Below are 14063 nucleotides of genomic sequence, written 5' to 3' on the forward strand. Positions count from 1 at the left end.
TCGAATTACTTTAAATAGTCTAAATATTTTTATAGTAATTATTCAAAAGTCTTTTTCAAAGCTGCGATTCGATCATCCAATGGCGGATGGGTATCAAAAAGTCCCGAGAAATGTTTTTTCTTGTTAGGATCGTCAATGTACAAAGCAGCACTAGCATCATCGACACGTTGCATCGGTTTTGTACTTTCCTTTAATTTCTCTAAAGCGTTGATCAATCCTTGTGGATTTCTCGTCAACTCAGCACCAGAGACATCAGCTAAATATTCACGGTTTCTAGAGATTGCCATCTGGACCAAACTAGCAATCAGTGGTCCTAAAATAGCAAACACTAACCCAACTAACCAGAGCACGACACGAATGGCCCCAGAATTATCATTGTCACGATCATTACTACGATTCATTGGAATCCACCAACGATAGGCGTTTCCGATGATAGAACAGATCAAAATAATGGCTGAGGACAAAGCTACAGAGATTGTTGAGACTCTAATGTCGTAATTTTTAACGTGAGAAATTTCGTGGGCTAATACACCCTCGAGTTCTTCACGATTCATCATTTGATAAAGTCCACTAGTTACGGCAACTGCTGCATGCTCTGGATCACGTCCGGTAGCAAAAGCATTGGGGCTAGGGCCGTCAATGATATAAATTTCTGGTAAAGGAATGTCAGCTACCATGGAAAGGTCCTCGACAATATGCCAAAGATCAGGTGCATCTTTAGCCGATTCCAACTTCTTGGCACCATTCATTTGCATTACGATGCTAGTTGATTGGAAATAGGTGATTAAGGTGTAAACGATGGCGATTACTAATGCAATGGCAATTCCAGAGTAGATATTGTCAAAAAAGTAAGCACCAATGAAACTTCCTAAAGCAGCCAATAATAGAAAGAAGAAAAAGAAAATAAAGTAAGTCTTGCGTTTATTACGATCAATTTGTTCGTAAATCATCCTAGACCTCTACTAAAACTTAACTTTTGGAGCTTCTTTATCAGCGTCAGGGATTTGGAGAAAGTCCATTTCTTTGAAACTGTGAATACTAGCAATAATGTTGCGTGGAAAAGTTTGGATTGCGGTGTCATAAGCTTGAACTTGACTGTTGTAAGCTTGACGTGCATAAGATACTTTATTTTCAGTATTGGATAGTTCTTCCATTAATTGTGAAAACTCTTGATTAGCTTTCAAATCGGGATAATTTTCTGCCAAAGCAAATACTTGTCTCAAAGCGCCACTCAAAGCACTATCGGCTTGGACTTTGTCTTGAAGCGTATCAGCGTTAGTAACATTATTTCTCAAATTAACTACGTTACTAAGAGTTTCCTTTTCATGTGTAGCATAACCTTTAACAGTTTCTACAAGGTTAGGAATTAAGTCAGTCCGACGCTTCAATTGAACGTCAATTTGTGAACTGAATTCACGGGCACGGTTGCGGTATTTAACTAAACTATTGTACATACCCGCATAAGCGATAATTACTATCAGAATAATAACAATTATGATTATTGTTTTCATTTAAATCTCCTTCTTTTCGTGTTGGCTATATTTTACCATATTGCATTCAGACACGTATTAAACACGACTGAATAAAAAAATAGGTTAATTAGTATTACTTTTCTGAAAAATAAATTATAATCAGAAGTTAGGGAAGATATTTGAGCGGTTTTTAAGGTGAATAATATATGAAAAAAATGTTTTTACCCATTTTGATGTTTTTAGCAGCTATTTTAGGAATCGTACCGACGACGTCTTCGGTTGGAGGTTCAGTAGATTCTAACTATAGTAGTGAATTCGGTCAAAAAGCGAACGCAATTTTAGATAAAAAAAGTTTTTCCGGTAGTGTATTGGTTGTTAAAAATGGCAAAATAATATTTCAGGCTAGCCGTGGCTATTCAAATTATGGAATTAGTCTTTCTAATACAATAGATACATCGTATGAGATAGACTCAATCCAAAAGTCAATGACTGCCGCAATGGTCATGAAAGAAATTCAGAATAAAAAATTGAGTTTAACTGATAAGTTATCTAAATTTTATCCTGAGATACCTGGTAGTAATAATATTACTATTAAAGAAATGATGGACATGACTTCGGGATTGATCTTAAAGGGTGGTGTCGGTCCTACTAAAGTTATGTCAGATACTGATATTATTGATGAAGATATTAAGAATATCCGTTATGTCAATGTGTTGCATGGCAAATGGGATTACTCAGCTATTAATTTTAATTTGCTAAGTGGTATTCTGGAAAAATTAACTGGAAAAAGTTATCGTAAATTGTTTACGGAGAGTTATATTGATAAATTAAATTTGAAACATACCATTTTTGCCTATGATGAATCTCCTAAAATTCAAAAAGCTACAGGTTATAATAACCCAGACCCTCTATCTCCAAGTCTGAATTATAAGAATGTATTTGATGCAGATAAGTTCTTAGAGTATGACGAATTGGGAACTGGTCAAGTCTATATGAGTGTTTATGACCTCTATAAAGTAGAACAATATATCACTCAAGGCAATATGTTGAGTGCCAAATCTAGAGACCAACTATATGCGCCTGGTAGTATTAGCACTTATGGTGGTGGGCTATATCATACTAAAGATGATAATTTTGCTAATGGTTGGGGCTATGGTTTTCAAGGCGTATCCCATATTTCTGATGATGGAAAAGTAACGGTAATTGCTCTGGAAAACTATACGAGAAGAGCAGTTGATCTAAAACCTATGGCTAATCAACTTTATAAGCTAGCTAAAGACTAATAATTGTGTTACTATTACTTGTGCAGATAAAGCCTATCTGTTATTTAAAATGACTGTTTCATACATTCCAAAGTTTTCTATGAAATAGTCTAGAGTCCTACATCTCGGATTGATGTAGGACTTTTTTTGTGCCTAAAAGTTAAAGTAATTGTCCGTTTGAAAAATTTGAGTTACGTTAATACTAGTTTGTTTATGAGGAGGAAGAAAATGTATAAATTAAATGATGGACGAGATATCCCTGAATTCGGATTTGGAACATATAAATTAAATGGTCACAGTGGCGTTCAGAGTATCGTTTCAGCCATTAACAATGGTTATACGATGTTAGATACTGCCTATAATTATGAAAATGAGGGAGCAGTCGGACGTGCTATTTCTGAAAGTGGGATTAATCGTGATAAGTTAACAGTCACTTCCAAATTACCGGGAAGATATTACGCTTATAATGATGCCATTACGGCGTTACAGGAATCGCTTTATCGTACCAATTTAGATTATTTTGATCTTTATTTATTGCATTGGCCTAATCCTAAAAGAGGGATGTATGTTGAGGCCTGGCAAGCATTGATTGATGCTCAAAAATTTGGTTTGGTCAAATCAATTGGGGTATGTAATTTCCTTCCAGAACACTTACAAAAACTCCAAAAAGAAACTGGAATTTTACCAGCTATCAATCAAATTGAACTACATCCTTATTTCAATCAAGCTGATATGTGTAAATTTGATAAGGATAACGGTATTGTAACGATGGATTGGAGTCCATTGGGGCGTGCCAGTTCAGTCTTACAAGATCCAGTTCTAGTAGAATTGGGTAAGAAGTATCATAAAACAGTTGGTCAAATTATCTTGAGATGGGAATACCAATTAGATACTATTCCTATTCCTAAGTCCTCATCACCAGTAAGACAACGCGAAAATTTGAACATATATGACTTTGAAATTTCAAATAGTGATATGGATAAGATTAATGATCTTACTAAAGCTGATGGTCGGACACATGACCAAGATCCCGCGGTTTATGAAGAATTTTAAAAATGAGAGTGATGTTTGAGATTATCTCAAATACCACTCTTTTTTAAAATTGTCTCAAAATTTAATTAAAAATAAATCTAATTTTTACAAAAAGTATTGCTTTTGCTATTGTATCTTCTAAATATAAGAACTATATTTTAGTTGTAATCGGTTGCACGAAGAAAACTAACATATTCGAGAGGTGGTTCTTATGTATAGAAGTAATGGTAATTACGAAGCATTTGCTAAACCTATTAAACCAGCTGGAGTTGATGACAAGTCGGCGTACATTGTTGGTTCCGGATTAGCTGGATTAGCTGCAGCAACTTTCTTGATTCGTGACGGTCAAATGAAGGGTAACAGGATTCATGTTTTAGAAGAATTAGCATTACCTGGTGGTAGTATGGACGGTATTTGGAATGAACAAAAGGGCTATATTATCCGTGGTGGTAGAGAAATGGAACCTCATTTTGAAACACTTTGGGATTTATTCAGATCAATTCCGTCTTTGGAAAATCCAGATGCTTCTGTTTTGGATGAATTTTATTGGCTTAATAAAAAAGATCCAAGTTTCTCGCATGGAAGAGTTATTCAAAAACAGGGCAAGGAATTGCCAACTGAAGGTGATTTGACTTTAACACCCAAGGCAGTTCAAGAATTGTTAGATTTGGTTATGACACCGGAAAAGGATTTAGGGGATAAAAAGATCAATGAAGTATTCACTGATGATTTCTTAAATTCTAACTTCTGGTTATATTGGTCAACAATGTTTGCCTTTGAACCATGGGCTAGTGCCATGGAGATGAGACGTTACTTGATGCGCTTCTGTCATCATATTGATTCATTATCAAATCTTTCATCATTGAGATTTACTAAATATAATCAATATGAGTCATTAATTCAACCAATGATCAAATTCTTGGAAGATAAGGGTGTTAAATTTACTTATAATACTCATGTTAATAATATTAAGGTCGCTACAAATAATGGCGATAAAGTTGCCCAAAAACTTGAAATAACGACTGATGATCAAGATAAGACTATTGATTTGACAGAAAATGATTTAGTCTTTGTAACTAACGGTTCAATCACTGAGAGTACAACTTATGGTGACAAGACTCATCCTGCACCAACTGAACATGAATTAGGCAGCAGTTGGCAACTTTGGGAAAACTTAGCTAAACAAGATGAGGCTTTTGGACATCCAGATAAATTCTGTAAGAATATTCCTGAAGCTAATTGGACAGTTTCTGGAACAATTACCTTAACAGATGATCAAGTTGTTCCTTATATTGAAAAGATAAGCAAAAAAGATCCCCACAGCGGCTCAATTGTAACTAGTGGACCTGTCAGTATTAAAGATTCAAATTGGCTCTATGGTTACTCGATAAGTCGTCAAAAGCATTTCAAGAGACAAAAGGACAACGAATTAGTCGTTTGGGTTTATGGATTGTTCTCCGACAAGCCGGGTAATTTCGTTAATAAAAAGATTACTGAGTGTACCGGAGATGAACTCTGTGAAGAATGGCTTTATCATATTGGTGTACCAACTGATAAAATTAAGGATATTGCAGAAAATCATGCTAGTACAATTCCAGCACATATGCCTTATATTACGTCATACTTTATGCCAAGAAAACTGGGCGATCGTCCACTAGTAGTTCCAAAGGGATCAAAGAACTTAGCTTTCATTGGTAATTTTGCTGAAACTGAGCGTGATACAGTCTTTACAACAGAATATTCAGTTAGAACAGCTATGGAAGCTGTCTATACTTTGCTGGATGTTGATCGTGGCGTTCCGGAAGTCTTTGACTCAGCCTTTGATATTCGGACATTAATGAGAGCTGTTTACTACTTAGATGGTAAGAAGAAACTTGAAGATATTAAATTACCATTTAAAGAGCGGATTGTTGAAAAGAAAGTTATGGAGAAGATTCATGGAACTTATATTGAAGAATTGTTAAAGGATGCACATTTGCTCTGATAAGACATCAAATTTTAAAGAAAATGGTTGTGGTAATTATTTTTAGTTATCACGACCATTTTTTGGTAGAATAATTTTTTAGTTAAAATAGGTTTGCCATTCTTGGGAACGATGACAGTTAAAAGCCATCTTGAAATCCTCGGGAAGGTTTCTGGCTAATGAAAGATCTAAATTGAGAGCTTTATCTAAAGTAAAGTAGCGAGCTTCTGACGTTTCAACGCCACCATGGATATCATTTTCAATGGGAGAGCACTCAAAAAATATTTTATAAATATAACTCAGATTCTTTTTAGGATAGTGACTCTTTTGCATATCTTTAATGGCAATCAAGCGTTTAGGTTTAACCTTGATTCCAGCTTCTTCAAAAGTTTCTTTGGTTGCAATTTCACTAGCTGAATAACCGATATCAGCCCAACCACCTGGAATTGACCATTGACCACTACTTTTTTCATGAACAAGCAATATCTTATCGTTCTTAAATGTTGCTGCTCTGACATCTACTTTGGGAGTGACGTATCCAGTATCAGAATCAAAATAAAGATCCAAATTTTTTGGAGTAGCGTTATTGACTAATTTTCCAGTGAGTTTTTTAGCAACCACTTCTAATTGGTGATAACGTTCTTGATCAAATATATCTTTTCCATAATGTTTACCACTTTGTGCAATTGCTTGTAATTTTTCTAGTAATAATTCTACATCATCCATCTAAAAGCCTGCCTTTTCTAAAAAGTATAGCATTTATACAGTTTTATAGAAAACGGTTGCAGGAAGCTTTCTGATTTTTTTATTAGAATATTTATGAATATTTGAGTGTTTTATTTTGAGTCGACGCTCACAAACTGTCTTTTTTATATAAGCTAGTAAATAGAAATTATTAATCAGCATAAAAGCGGAGGCATTTCTTTGAGAAAAATTTATTCCTCTTCTAACCATATCAAGTGCAGGCTTATATCTTGATATTTGGAAGTACGATAAGGCAGCCACGAAATAAATTATATTTAAATTCTCTTCATATTTAACGTTTTCTATATTATTTAATGCCATTTTAATTTGTTGAATAGAGGAAGAACGTAAATTTTGTTTGGAATAGATGTAAGCTAAAATAATATTTCCCAATCTTGTTAAAGTCGTTTGTTTACGGCTGTTGTTAGAGCTTGCTAGAGATAATTTAATTAATTCTTTAGTGTGATCGAGCTTATGATCGAGGTGTAAAGCACATAAGGAGAGGTAAAAGTAATAAGCCTGAGTATGTTTGTCAGTTTGAACATCGGCTAGAACTCTTTTACGAACTAAAAAAAGATTCAGATCTTGATAATTATGAGCATTGTAGAGAGTACTTATCCTTTTGTTTAGTTGAATATCTCGACAGACTTTAAAGTTTTGAGCTAAAATAATTTCTTCAAAACTAATTGACATTCGTTGACATAGATCAATCAATAATTGTGTACTAGGATTATATTTATTATTTTCAATTTCTGAAAGGGTAGATTGAGAACAAATATTATCGGATGTTTCTATCTGTGAAAGTTGATGACTTATACGTGTTTCTCTTAATATATCTCCTAAGTTATCCATGTTTTACACCTGCTTAGTATGAATTAATGATTTATGATTAAATAATATAAAAGTAGTGTAAATTTTATGTTGAATTAATGTAAAGTTTTGTAAAAATATCTGTATTATTTCAGAAATAAAAAAAGTATAACAAACGCAGTTTCAATGGAGAAGACTGTATTTGTTATACTTTGCTCTTTCAGGAAAATTATAGACTAATTATTTGAGAGTAAATCCCTGTTGTTTCAAGAATTGAGCGACTTCAGGACGTCTGATTTCTTTGAAAATTGCTAAATTCTTTTCAGACCAATTTGTGTCACTCGCATTAGAATTACGATTGGCATAATATTTACGAACAGATGCATCGTAATCCTTCAAGTCAGATAGATTCTCATTGTTGTAAGTATTTGTAGAAACTTGATTCTTTCTAGGAAGGCGAGGTTTGTGCTGATTCTTAGTTTTAGGAACGCCAATCGCCATACCGAATAGGGGAATTGTTAATTTTGGTAAATTTAATAATTCAGCAACTTTTTGAATATTGTTGCGAATGCTTCCAATGTAACAGATACCTAAATCCATGGATTCAGCGGCAACGGCAACATTTTGGGCAGCAATCGTCGTATCAACAATGCTGACAATTAATGATTCCATATTTTTCAAACCGTCGAGATCTTGATTATGAGATTTTAAAATTGAAGCCTGACGATTGAGATCAGCGACAAAAATATAAAAAGTATCGGCTTTTTTAACGTGCGGTGAACTGATAGTGATATCAGCTAATTGTTCGCGCAGTTTTGAATCAGTTATTTCAATAATAGAAAAAGCTTGAACAAACTCTGAAGTAGAACCACTTTGAGCTGCCGTTAAAAGGGCATCCTTTTGTTCGTCAGTAACAGGTTCATCTTTGAAATCACGTACGGAAACGTGTTGGGTCATTTTTTTTATAGTAGAATTCATTATTGCTCCTTTTTAGAAAATGGTCTAAATGTTTCATGTTTTGATTGATATTCGGAGACATCAGTTATTTTATTGTCTTTAAATTGAATAATTGAAACTCCATCGAAATCATACTCAGTATGCTCAATTGCATGAAAGTACCATAACACTGTGAAAGTGTTTTTGTCCGATTGAAGAATTTTGTCAATCCGCCAACTGAGAACTTTTTGTTGCTTAGACATAGTGCTTATCCATTGATGTAACTCACTTAAGCCGATATAGATAGGACCATATGATTCACGATAAATTATTTTTGAATCAAAATAGTCATCGAGTTTTGAGAAATCTTTGGTAAGCCAAGATTGAAAATATTGCTGAATAATATCGATTTTTTCCATTATTTTCCTCGAAATTGTAAAAATATTGTCAATAGTAATTATAAGAATATGTTCATGGTTTTTCTAGTTCAAAATGACAATTTAGCAAGGTGTATAATAAAATTCATATTTAAAAAGATTATTTTTTAAGTGGGGATGTAAAAATGAATAATGGTTCCGGTTATTATTGAAAGTTTTATTTCTGGTTAGCACTTATTGTGGTTGGCTTAGCGGCAGTTTATATGTATATGAGTGGTCAAAAACCTAACTTAGTGGAAATTATAATTTTAGTGGCGTTAATTATTGGCGCTGGAATCGTATCCTTTCGGAAGTGATCTTGGGGAAATAGGGGAATTTTGATTTTCTGTGTAATTTGTCTGATAGAAATATCAGACTATTTTTATACAAAAAAAATCGCTGGTCATTTAAGACCGGCGATTAAACACTGCTCCCACCATTATTTTAATCATTTGGTGGTTCACTCGTGGCTCACTTTTTTGAGCCATATAAAAATGTATCGAAACTATAATTTAAGAATGCTGTTACATCAGCGTTTTTTAGGCTTACCGTAACTCTATTATCACCCGTATGGGAATCGAACCCATAACTCCACCTTGAGAGGGTGGCGTCTTAAACCATTTGACCAACGGGCAATTAAACAACACACATAATATTACCTGTAAAGGCAGTCTCCTGTCAACAATATTTATGAATTATTTTTATCTTTTATTTTAATGATTAAAATGTAAATCATCATCCCAATTAAGATGATTGTATAAATAGCACTGACGAAACCAGCATATTCCATAATGATCCAGCCTGTGATTCTGGCACTAGCCATTAGTAACATTGATAAAACGCCAAACATGACGATTTTACGTAGGAGATTTTGATAGATCTCATTGAATTTCTTTTGATTATTCTTCATTAAATCACTCCTGAAATAGCTAAACCGGCGAAAATAGCTAAGAAGTTATTTAAAAAATGGACGGTAATGTTAGCTTTAATATTTTTGGTTCTGTAATAAACGCCTGCCAAAATAATTCCTAAAAGAATTTTCGACAGAGCATAGATCCAATCTGTTCCGGTGCCAAAGGGTGCGTGAACGTAACCAAAAATAATTCCACTGAGAAGAATTGAAACAAATGGCCGGTTTAAAAAGAACCAATTCATAAAGATACCACGAAAAATTATTTCTTCTAATGTGGGAGCTACGATGACACTAAAAAGAATCAAGATTACCATATTATTTTGACCGATTAAATTTAAGGCGTCAACGTTAGCATTGCTGCTTTTCATAAATGGAACGGTTGCAAAATTGGTTAAAGCTACCAGGATAGTGGCGATAAGAATAATCAACCAGGTTTTTTTAGTAAATTTTTGAGTGGAAAAATTCTGGGCTTGTTTGAATACAAAAATAATTATGGTAGCTGAAACAATTAGTAATATAATAGTTATTATTGGCGCAATTTTTATATATGCCTGATACTTTGAACCTAATTGTTTTTTTGTTAAAGTTAAGATACTTAATGGGAGTTGTTCCAGTAAAAAGAGTAGGAAAAAGGCTATAATATGAAATATAGTTTTTATAGGATGATAACTGATTTTAGGATTATTCATTAAAATGCCACCTTATTTAAGATAATTATTAGAATTATTTGATAATTAGTGTTTTAATACTATAATGCTATGTGAGTTTTTTAAAGGGAGTGAATTAATGTTCAAGATTGCTCGAGGTAGGATCAATGTATTACAGGTGCTTGCGGCGGTTATTTTTATGATTTTTCAAGTCGTTGCAACGTTATACATTCCTAATCTGACATCAGACATTGTTAATAAGGGTGTTATTACCGGTGACAACAATTATATTGTCCATGCAGGGATGCAGATGATTTTAGTTTCGTTTATTAGCGTTATAGCAGCTTTTGGAAATGTTCTAATGGCGTCACAAGCGTCACAAGGTTTAGGACGTAAATTGAGATCCGATTTATTCAAGAAGATATTATACTTTACACACGATGAATTCGACAAGTTCGAAACGTCATCATTAACGACTAGAACGACTAATGATGTTGTGCAAATTCAAAATGTGATGATCATGATGTTAAGAATGATGATCATGGCACCAATCATGTTAATTGGTGCTAGTTTCATGGCTTATCAGAAAAATGCTGAGATGACTAAGATATTTTTGATTTCAATTCCTATCTTAATTGTTTTGGTTGGTGTTGTAATGTACTTTGCAGTGCCCTTATTTAAGGCTATGCAGAAAAAGACTGATCGTTTGAATTTGGTCTTTCGTGAGGGATTGACTGGTGTGCGTGTCATACGTGCCTTTAGACAGGATAAGTTCGAACAGAATCGTTTTGATAGTGCCAATAAAGATTACACTAACAATGCGGTAAAGGTATTTAGTATTGTCGCTTTGATGTTCCCAATCGTAACTCTGATCATGAGTGGAACTAACGTAGGGATCACTTGGCTAGGTGCACATTATATTGCCAATCAATCTATGGAAATTGGTAATATGATTGCCTTTATGACTTATGCTATGCAAATTTTAATGAGTTTTATGATTCTTTCAATGGTCTTTGTATTTGTTCCACGTGCTTCGGCTTCAGCTGCACGTATTCAAGAGGTTTTTGAAACAAAAAGTAAGATTGATGTTGTTGCTAAGCCAGCTAAGTTAAAAGATGAACCAGCTCTTAGTTTCAATGATGTTAATTTCAGATATACTGGTGCTGAAAAATTGGCCTTGTCAAATCTTAATTTCAAAGTAACTAAGGGGCAAACTTTGGCCATTATCGGTGGTACTGGTTCTGGTAAGAGTACTCTGATTAATTTAATTCCTAGATTTTATGATGCTGAAACTGGTATTGTAAGCATTAATGGGACTGATGTTAAGGCTTTGAGTACTGAAGACATCAACAATCGTGTTTCGATGGTTCCACAGACGGCTTATCTTTTCAGAGGAACAATTCGTGAGAATATGCTCTATGGTAAGGAGAAAGCTACCGATGAACAGATTTGGCATGCTTTAGAAGTAGCCCAAGCGGATGATTTCGTAAAAGAACTAGATGGTCAATTGGATGCTGAGGTTGAACAGGGTGGCGAAAACTTCTCTGGTGGTCAGAAACAACGTTTAGCCATTGCCAGAGCTTTGGTCAAAGATGCTTCGATCTATGTCTTTGATGATTCCTTCTCAGCACTTGATTTCAAGACTGACTTAAATCTCCGGACAGCTTTGAAGAATGATGAAAAAATCAGTCAGAGTGTCGTTGTTATTGTTGGTCAACGTATTTCAACTGTTGCTGATGCAGATCAAATTGTCGTCTTGGATAACGGTAAGATGGTCGGCCTCGGAACTCATGCAGAATTAAAAGAAAATAATAAGACTTACCAAGAAATAATTGAGTCTCAATTAAAGGAGGGTAAGTAATGGCTGAGAAAAAGAATCAATCGCCTTCAGTAGGACATGGTCCGGGTAATCATGGACCAGCAGTTGTAGTAAAGCCCAAGAACTTCTGGAGAACCACTGGACGTTTAGCTAAGTACATGTCTAGTTATATGGTCGGAATTGTTTTTGTATTGATTTTGGCAATTGCTTCCGCCGTCTTCCAAATTAAGACTCCTAAAATTTTAGGTGAAGCAACAACTGAAATTTATAAAGGTTTAATGACCGGTATGGCGCAACAAAAGGCCGGAATAAAGATCAATGGCTTGCCAATTAATTTTACAAAAATTGAACATATTATTTTAATTGTTATTTTAATGTATGTAGCTTCGGCCGTTTTCAATTTTATACAACAGTTTGTGATGACGCGAATTTCACAACGGACTGTTTATAAATTACGACTGGATCTAAAGGGCAAGATGGCTCGTTTGCCTATCGTGTACTATGATTCCCATTCTAATGGTGATATTATGTCACGTGCTATCAATGATATGGATAACATTGCCGGAACTTTGCAGCAAAGTTTGACGCAATTTGTTACTAGTACCGTTACATTTATCGGTGTTATCTGGATGATGCTTACAATCAGTTGGAAGATGACTCTGATTGCTTTGGCAACTGTGCCATTGAGTTTAATTGTTGTCGGAATAATTGCTCCTCAATCACAAAAATTCTTTAAACGTCAACAAACTTCTCTAGGTCTTCTCAATAATCAAGTTGAAGAAAACTACGCTGGACACGTTGTTGTTAAGAGTTTTAATCATGAACAAGATTCTATAGATGAATTTGAACAAGAAAATACTAAACTCTATAAGGCTTCTTGGAAAGCACAGATGATCTCTGGTATCGTTATGCCATTGATGATTTTTATCAATAACCTAGGTTATGTGTTGGTTGCCATTTATGGTGGAATGCAAGTTGCTAGTGGACATGTTTCTTTAGGTAATATTCAAGCTTTCTTGCAATATATGAATCAATTTTCACAACCAATTTCACAATTAGCCAACTTAACTAATACTATTCAGGCAACTATTGCGTCTGCTGAACGTGTCTTTGAAATTTTGGATGAACCTGAAATGGAAGAGACTAAAGTTGATGTTCCTGATGTTCAGACTGACGATAAAGTTACGCTTGATCATGTTAAGTTTGGTTATGAGAATAAGCCAATTTTATTGGAAGATTATAATTTGAATGTCAAACCAGGAGAAATGATAGCTATCGTTGGACCAACTGGTGCTGGTAAAACAACTATTATCAATCTTTTGGAACGCTTCTACGATGTTAAAGGCGGTTCCATCAAATTAAATGGTAAAGATATTAGGAATATGAGTCGTGAACAAGTTAGAAGTCATTATGCAATGGTACTTCAAGATACTTGGCTATTCACTGGTTCAATTTATGATAACTTGAAGTATAGCCGTGAAGACGCAACTAAAGATGAAATTATTGAATCTGCTAAAGCAGCTCACGTTGATAATTTTGTCCGTCAATTGCCAAAGGGCTATGATACTGTCTTAAATGAAGAGGCTTCAAATATTTCTCAAGGTCAAAGACAATTGATTACAATTGCTCGTGCTTTCGTGGCTGATCCTGAAATATTGATTCTCGATGAAGCAACTAGTTCAGTTGATACAAGAACTGAATTACATATTCAGCATGCGATGGAACGTCTCTTGAAGAATCGGACAAGTTTCGTCGTTGCTCACAGATTATCTACAATTCAAAATGCGGATAAGATTATTGTGATGAATCATGGATCAATCGTGGAAACTGGTAACCATGATGAACTTATGGCTAAGAATGGCTTCTATGCTGATCTTTATAATTCTCAATTTGCGGGAAATGTTGCCGAATAAAATTAATTTATAGACAATAAAAGTCAATGTGCTTAACCATATTCAGTGGTTATCACATTGATTTTTTTATTACTAAGGATGCTTGTAGTAAAATTGAAGGGTAATATGTTAACTTTTAATTATAAGAGGTAGAAAT

The 14063-nt window shown here is 34.3% G+C and carries 13 protein-coding genes and 1 tRNA gene; 5 read left to right on the forward strand and 9 right to left on the reverse strand.

The features are described 5' to 3' along the window. Nucleotides 1-38: 38 nt before the first annotated feature. Together htpX and LA20249_RS01350 are read right to left on the reverse strand one after the other, a co-directional pair. Complete coding sequence (gene htpX / locus LA20249_RS01345; RefSeq protein WP_057739240.1) at nucleotides 39-950, reverse strand: zinc metalloprotease HtpX; 912 nt, start codon at nucleotides 948-950, stop codon at nucleotides 39-41. A 12-nt stretch (nucleotides 951-962) separates the two neighbouring features. Further along, nucleotides 963-1511 carry a LemA family protein gene (locus LA20249_RS01350; protein ID WP_057739241.1) on the reverse strand — a complete coding sequence of 183 codons (549 nt, stop codon included), beginning with the start codon at nucleotides 1509-1511 and terminating at the stop codon, nucleotides 963-965. A 167-nt stretch (nucleotides 1512-1678) separates the two neighbouring features. On the opposite strand from LA20249_RS01350, the gene LA20249_RS01355 reads away from it, so the two are divergent. The 3 genes from LA20249_RS01355 to LA20249_RS01365 all read left to right on the forward strand — a co-directional run bounded on the left by LA20249_RS01355 (nucleotide 1679) and on the right by LA20249_RS01365 (nucleotide 5750). Beyond that, entirely contained in the window at nucleotides 1679-2755 is a 1077-nt protein-coding gene (locus LA20249_RS01355; RefSeq protein WP_057739242.1) for a serine hydrolase domain-containing protein, read from the forward strand. 192 nt (nucleotides 2756-2947) lie between these two features. Further along, nucleotides 2948-3787 carry an aldo/keto reductase gene (locus LA20249_RS01360; protein ID WP_057739829.1) on the forward strand — a complete coding sequence of 280 codons (840 nt, stop codon included), beginning with the start codon at nucleotides 2948-2950 and terminating at the stop codon, nucleotides 3785-3787. A gap of 190 nt (nucleotides 3788-3977) precedes the next feature. Then, nucleotides 3978-5750: an oleate hydratase gene (locus tag LA20249_RS01365; RefSeq protein WP_057739243.1), complete on the forward strand. Its 1773-nt coding sequence runs from the start codon at nucleotides 3978-3980 to the stop codon at nucleotides 5748-5750. A 78-nt stretch (nucleotides 5751-5828) separates the two neighbouring features. Here the strand turns inward: LA20249_RS01365 and LA20249_RS01370 are convergent, their stop codons facing one another. From LA20249_RS01370 to LA20249_RS01400, 7 genes are all read right to left on the reverse strand, one after another. Continuing rightward, the gene (locus LA20249_RS01370; protein WP_057739244.1) at nucleotides 5829-6455 is read right to left on the reverse strand and encodes an NUDIX hydrolase N-terminal domain-containing protein; all 627 of its coding nucleotides are present in this window, start codon (nucleotides 6453-6455) and stop codon (nucleotides 5829-5831) included. A 33-nt stretch (nucleotides 6456-6488) separates the two neighbouring features. Beyond that, on the reverse strand, nucleotides 6489-7325 hold the full coding sequence (locus LA20249_RS01375; protein ID WP_057739245.1) for a helix-turn-helix domain-containing protein: 837 nt from the start codon (nucleotides 7323-7325) through the stop codon (nucleotides 6489-6491). Between the two features lie 198 nt (nucleotides 7326-7523). After that, complete coding sequence (gene nfsA, locus LA20249_RS01380) at nucleotides 7524-8261, reverse strand: oxygen-insensitive NADPH nitroreductase (protein WP_057739246.1); 738 nt, start codon at nucleotides 8259-8261, stop codon at nucleotides 7524-7526. Next, nucleotides 8261-8638: a nuclear transport factor 2 family protein gene (locus tag LA20249_RS01385; RefSeq protein WP_057739247.1), complete on the reverse strand. Its 378-nt coding sequence runs from the start codon at nucleotides 8636-8638 to the stop codon at nucleotides 8261-8263. The genes nfsA and LA20249_RS01385 overlap by 1 nt, the downstream gene beginning before the upstream one ends. Before the next feature lie 559 nt (nucleotides 8639-9197). Continuing rightward, nucleotides 9198-9270 (reverse strand) — tRNA-Glu (locus tag LA20249_RS01390). Between the two features lie 53 nt (nucleotides 9271-9323). After that, nucleotides 9324-9545 carry a hypothetical protein gene (locus LA20249_RS01395; protein WP_057739248.1) on the reverse strand — a complete coding sequence of 74 codons (222 nt, stop codon included), beginning with the start codon at nucleotides 9543-9545 and terminating at the stop codon, nucleotides 9324-9326. Further along, nucleotides 9545-10237, reverse strand: a complete 693-nt coding sequence (locus LA20249_RS01400) for a CPBP family intramembrane glutamic endopeptidase (protein WP_057739249.1) — start codon at nucleotides 10235-10237, stop codon at nucleotides 9545-9547. The genes LA20249_RS01395 and LA20249_RS01400 overlap by 1 nt, the downstream gene beginning before the upstream one ends. Before the next feature lie 97 nt (nucleotides 10238-10334). On the opposite strand from LA20249_RS01400, the gene LA20249_RS01405 reads away from it, so the two are divergent. Together LA20249_RS01405 and LA20249_RS01410 are read left to right on the forward strand one after the other, a co-directional pair. Beyond that, nucleotides 10335-12056 (forward strand): ABC transporter ATP-binding protein, encoded by a 1722-nt coding sequence (locus tag LA20249_RS01405; RefSeq protein ID WP_057739250.1) that lies wholly within the window; start codon nucleotides 10335-10337, stop codon nucleotides 12054-12056. Continuing rightward, nucleotides 12056-13927, forward strand: coding sequence for an ABC transporter ATP-binding protein (locus LA20249_RS01410; protein WP_057739251.1), 1872 nt, complete (start codon nucleotides 12056-12058; stop codon nucleotides 13925-13927). Before LA20249_RS01405 ends, LA20249_RS01410 begins: the two co-directional genes overlap by 1 nt. The last annotated feature ends 136 nt before the right edge of the window (nucleotides 13928-14063 follow it).

It is taken from the genome of Companilactobacillus alimentarius DSM 20249 (genome assembly GCF_002849895.1).
Lineage (GTDB): Bacteria > Bacillota > Bacilli > Lactobacillales > Lactobacillaceae > Companilactobacillus > Companilactobacillus alimentarius.

What these genes read in the sequence shown, in the direction of transcription:
- htpX (WP_057739240.1), bottom strand. Translation starts at nt 950, where the DNA reads ATGATTTACGAACAAATTGATCGTAATAAACGCAAGACTTACTTTATT.
- LA20249_RS01350 (WP_057739241.1), bottom strand. Translation starts at nt 1,511, where the DNA reads ATGAAAACAATAATCATAATTGTTATTATTCTGATAGTAATTATCGCT.
- LA20249_RS01355 (WP_057739242.1), top strand. Translation starts at nt 1,679, where the DNA reads ATGAAAAAAATGTTTTTACCCATTTTGATGTTTTTAGCAGCTATTTTA.
- LA20249_RS01360 (WP_057739829.1), top strand. Translation starts at nt 2,948, where the DNA reads ATGAGGAGGAAGAAAATGTATAAATTAAATGATGGACGAGATATCCCT.
- LA20249_RS01365 (WP_057739243.1), top strand. Translation starts at nt 3,978, where the DNA reads ATGTATAGAAGTAATGGTAATTACGAAGCATTTGCTAAACCTATTAAA.
- LA20249_RS01370 (WP_057739244.1), bottom strand. Translation starts at nt 6,455, where the DNA reads ATGGATGATGTAGAATTATTACTAGAAAAATTACAAGCAATTGCACAA.
- LA20249_RS01375 (WP_057739245.1), bottom strand. Translation starts at nt 7,325, where the DNA reads ATGGATAACTTAGGAGATATATTAAGAGAAACACGTATAAGTCATCAA.
- nfsA (WP_057739246.1), bottom strand. Translation starts at nt 8,261, where the DNA reads ATGAATTCTACTATAAAAAAAATGACCCAACACGTTTCCGTACGTGAT.
- LA20249_RS01385 (WP_057739247.1), bottom strand. Translation starts at nt 8,638, where the DNA reads ATGGAAAAAATCGATATTATTCAGCAATATTTTCAATCTTGGCTTACC.
- LA20249_RS01395 (WP_057739248.1), bottom strand. Translation starts at nt 9,545, where the DNA reads ATGAAGAATAATCAAAAGAAATTCAATGAGATCTATCAAAATCTCCTA.
- LA20249_RS01400 (WP_057739249.1), bottom strand. Translation starts at nt 10,237, where the DNA reads ATGAATAATCCTAAAATCAGTTATCATCCTATAAAAACTATATTTCAT.
- LA20249_RS01405 (WP_057739250.1), top strand. Translation starts at nt 10,335, where the DNA reads ATGTTCAAGATTGCTCGAGGTAGGATCAATGTATTACAGGTGCTTGCG.
- LA20249_RS01410 (WP_057739251.1), top strand. Translation starts at nt 12,056, where the DNA reads ATGGCTGAGAAAAAGAATCAATCGCCTTCAGTAGGACATGGTCCGGGT.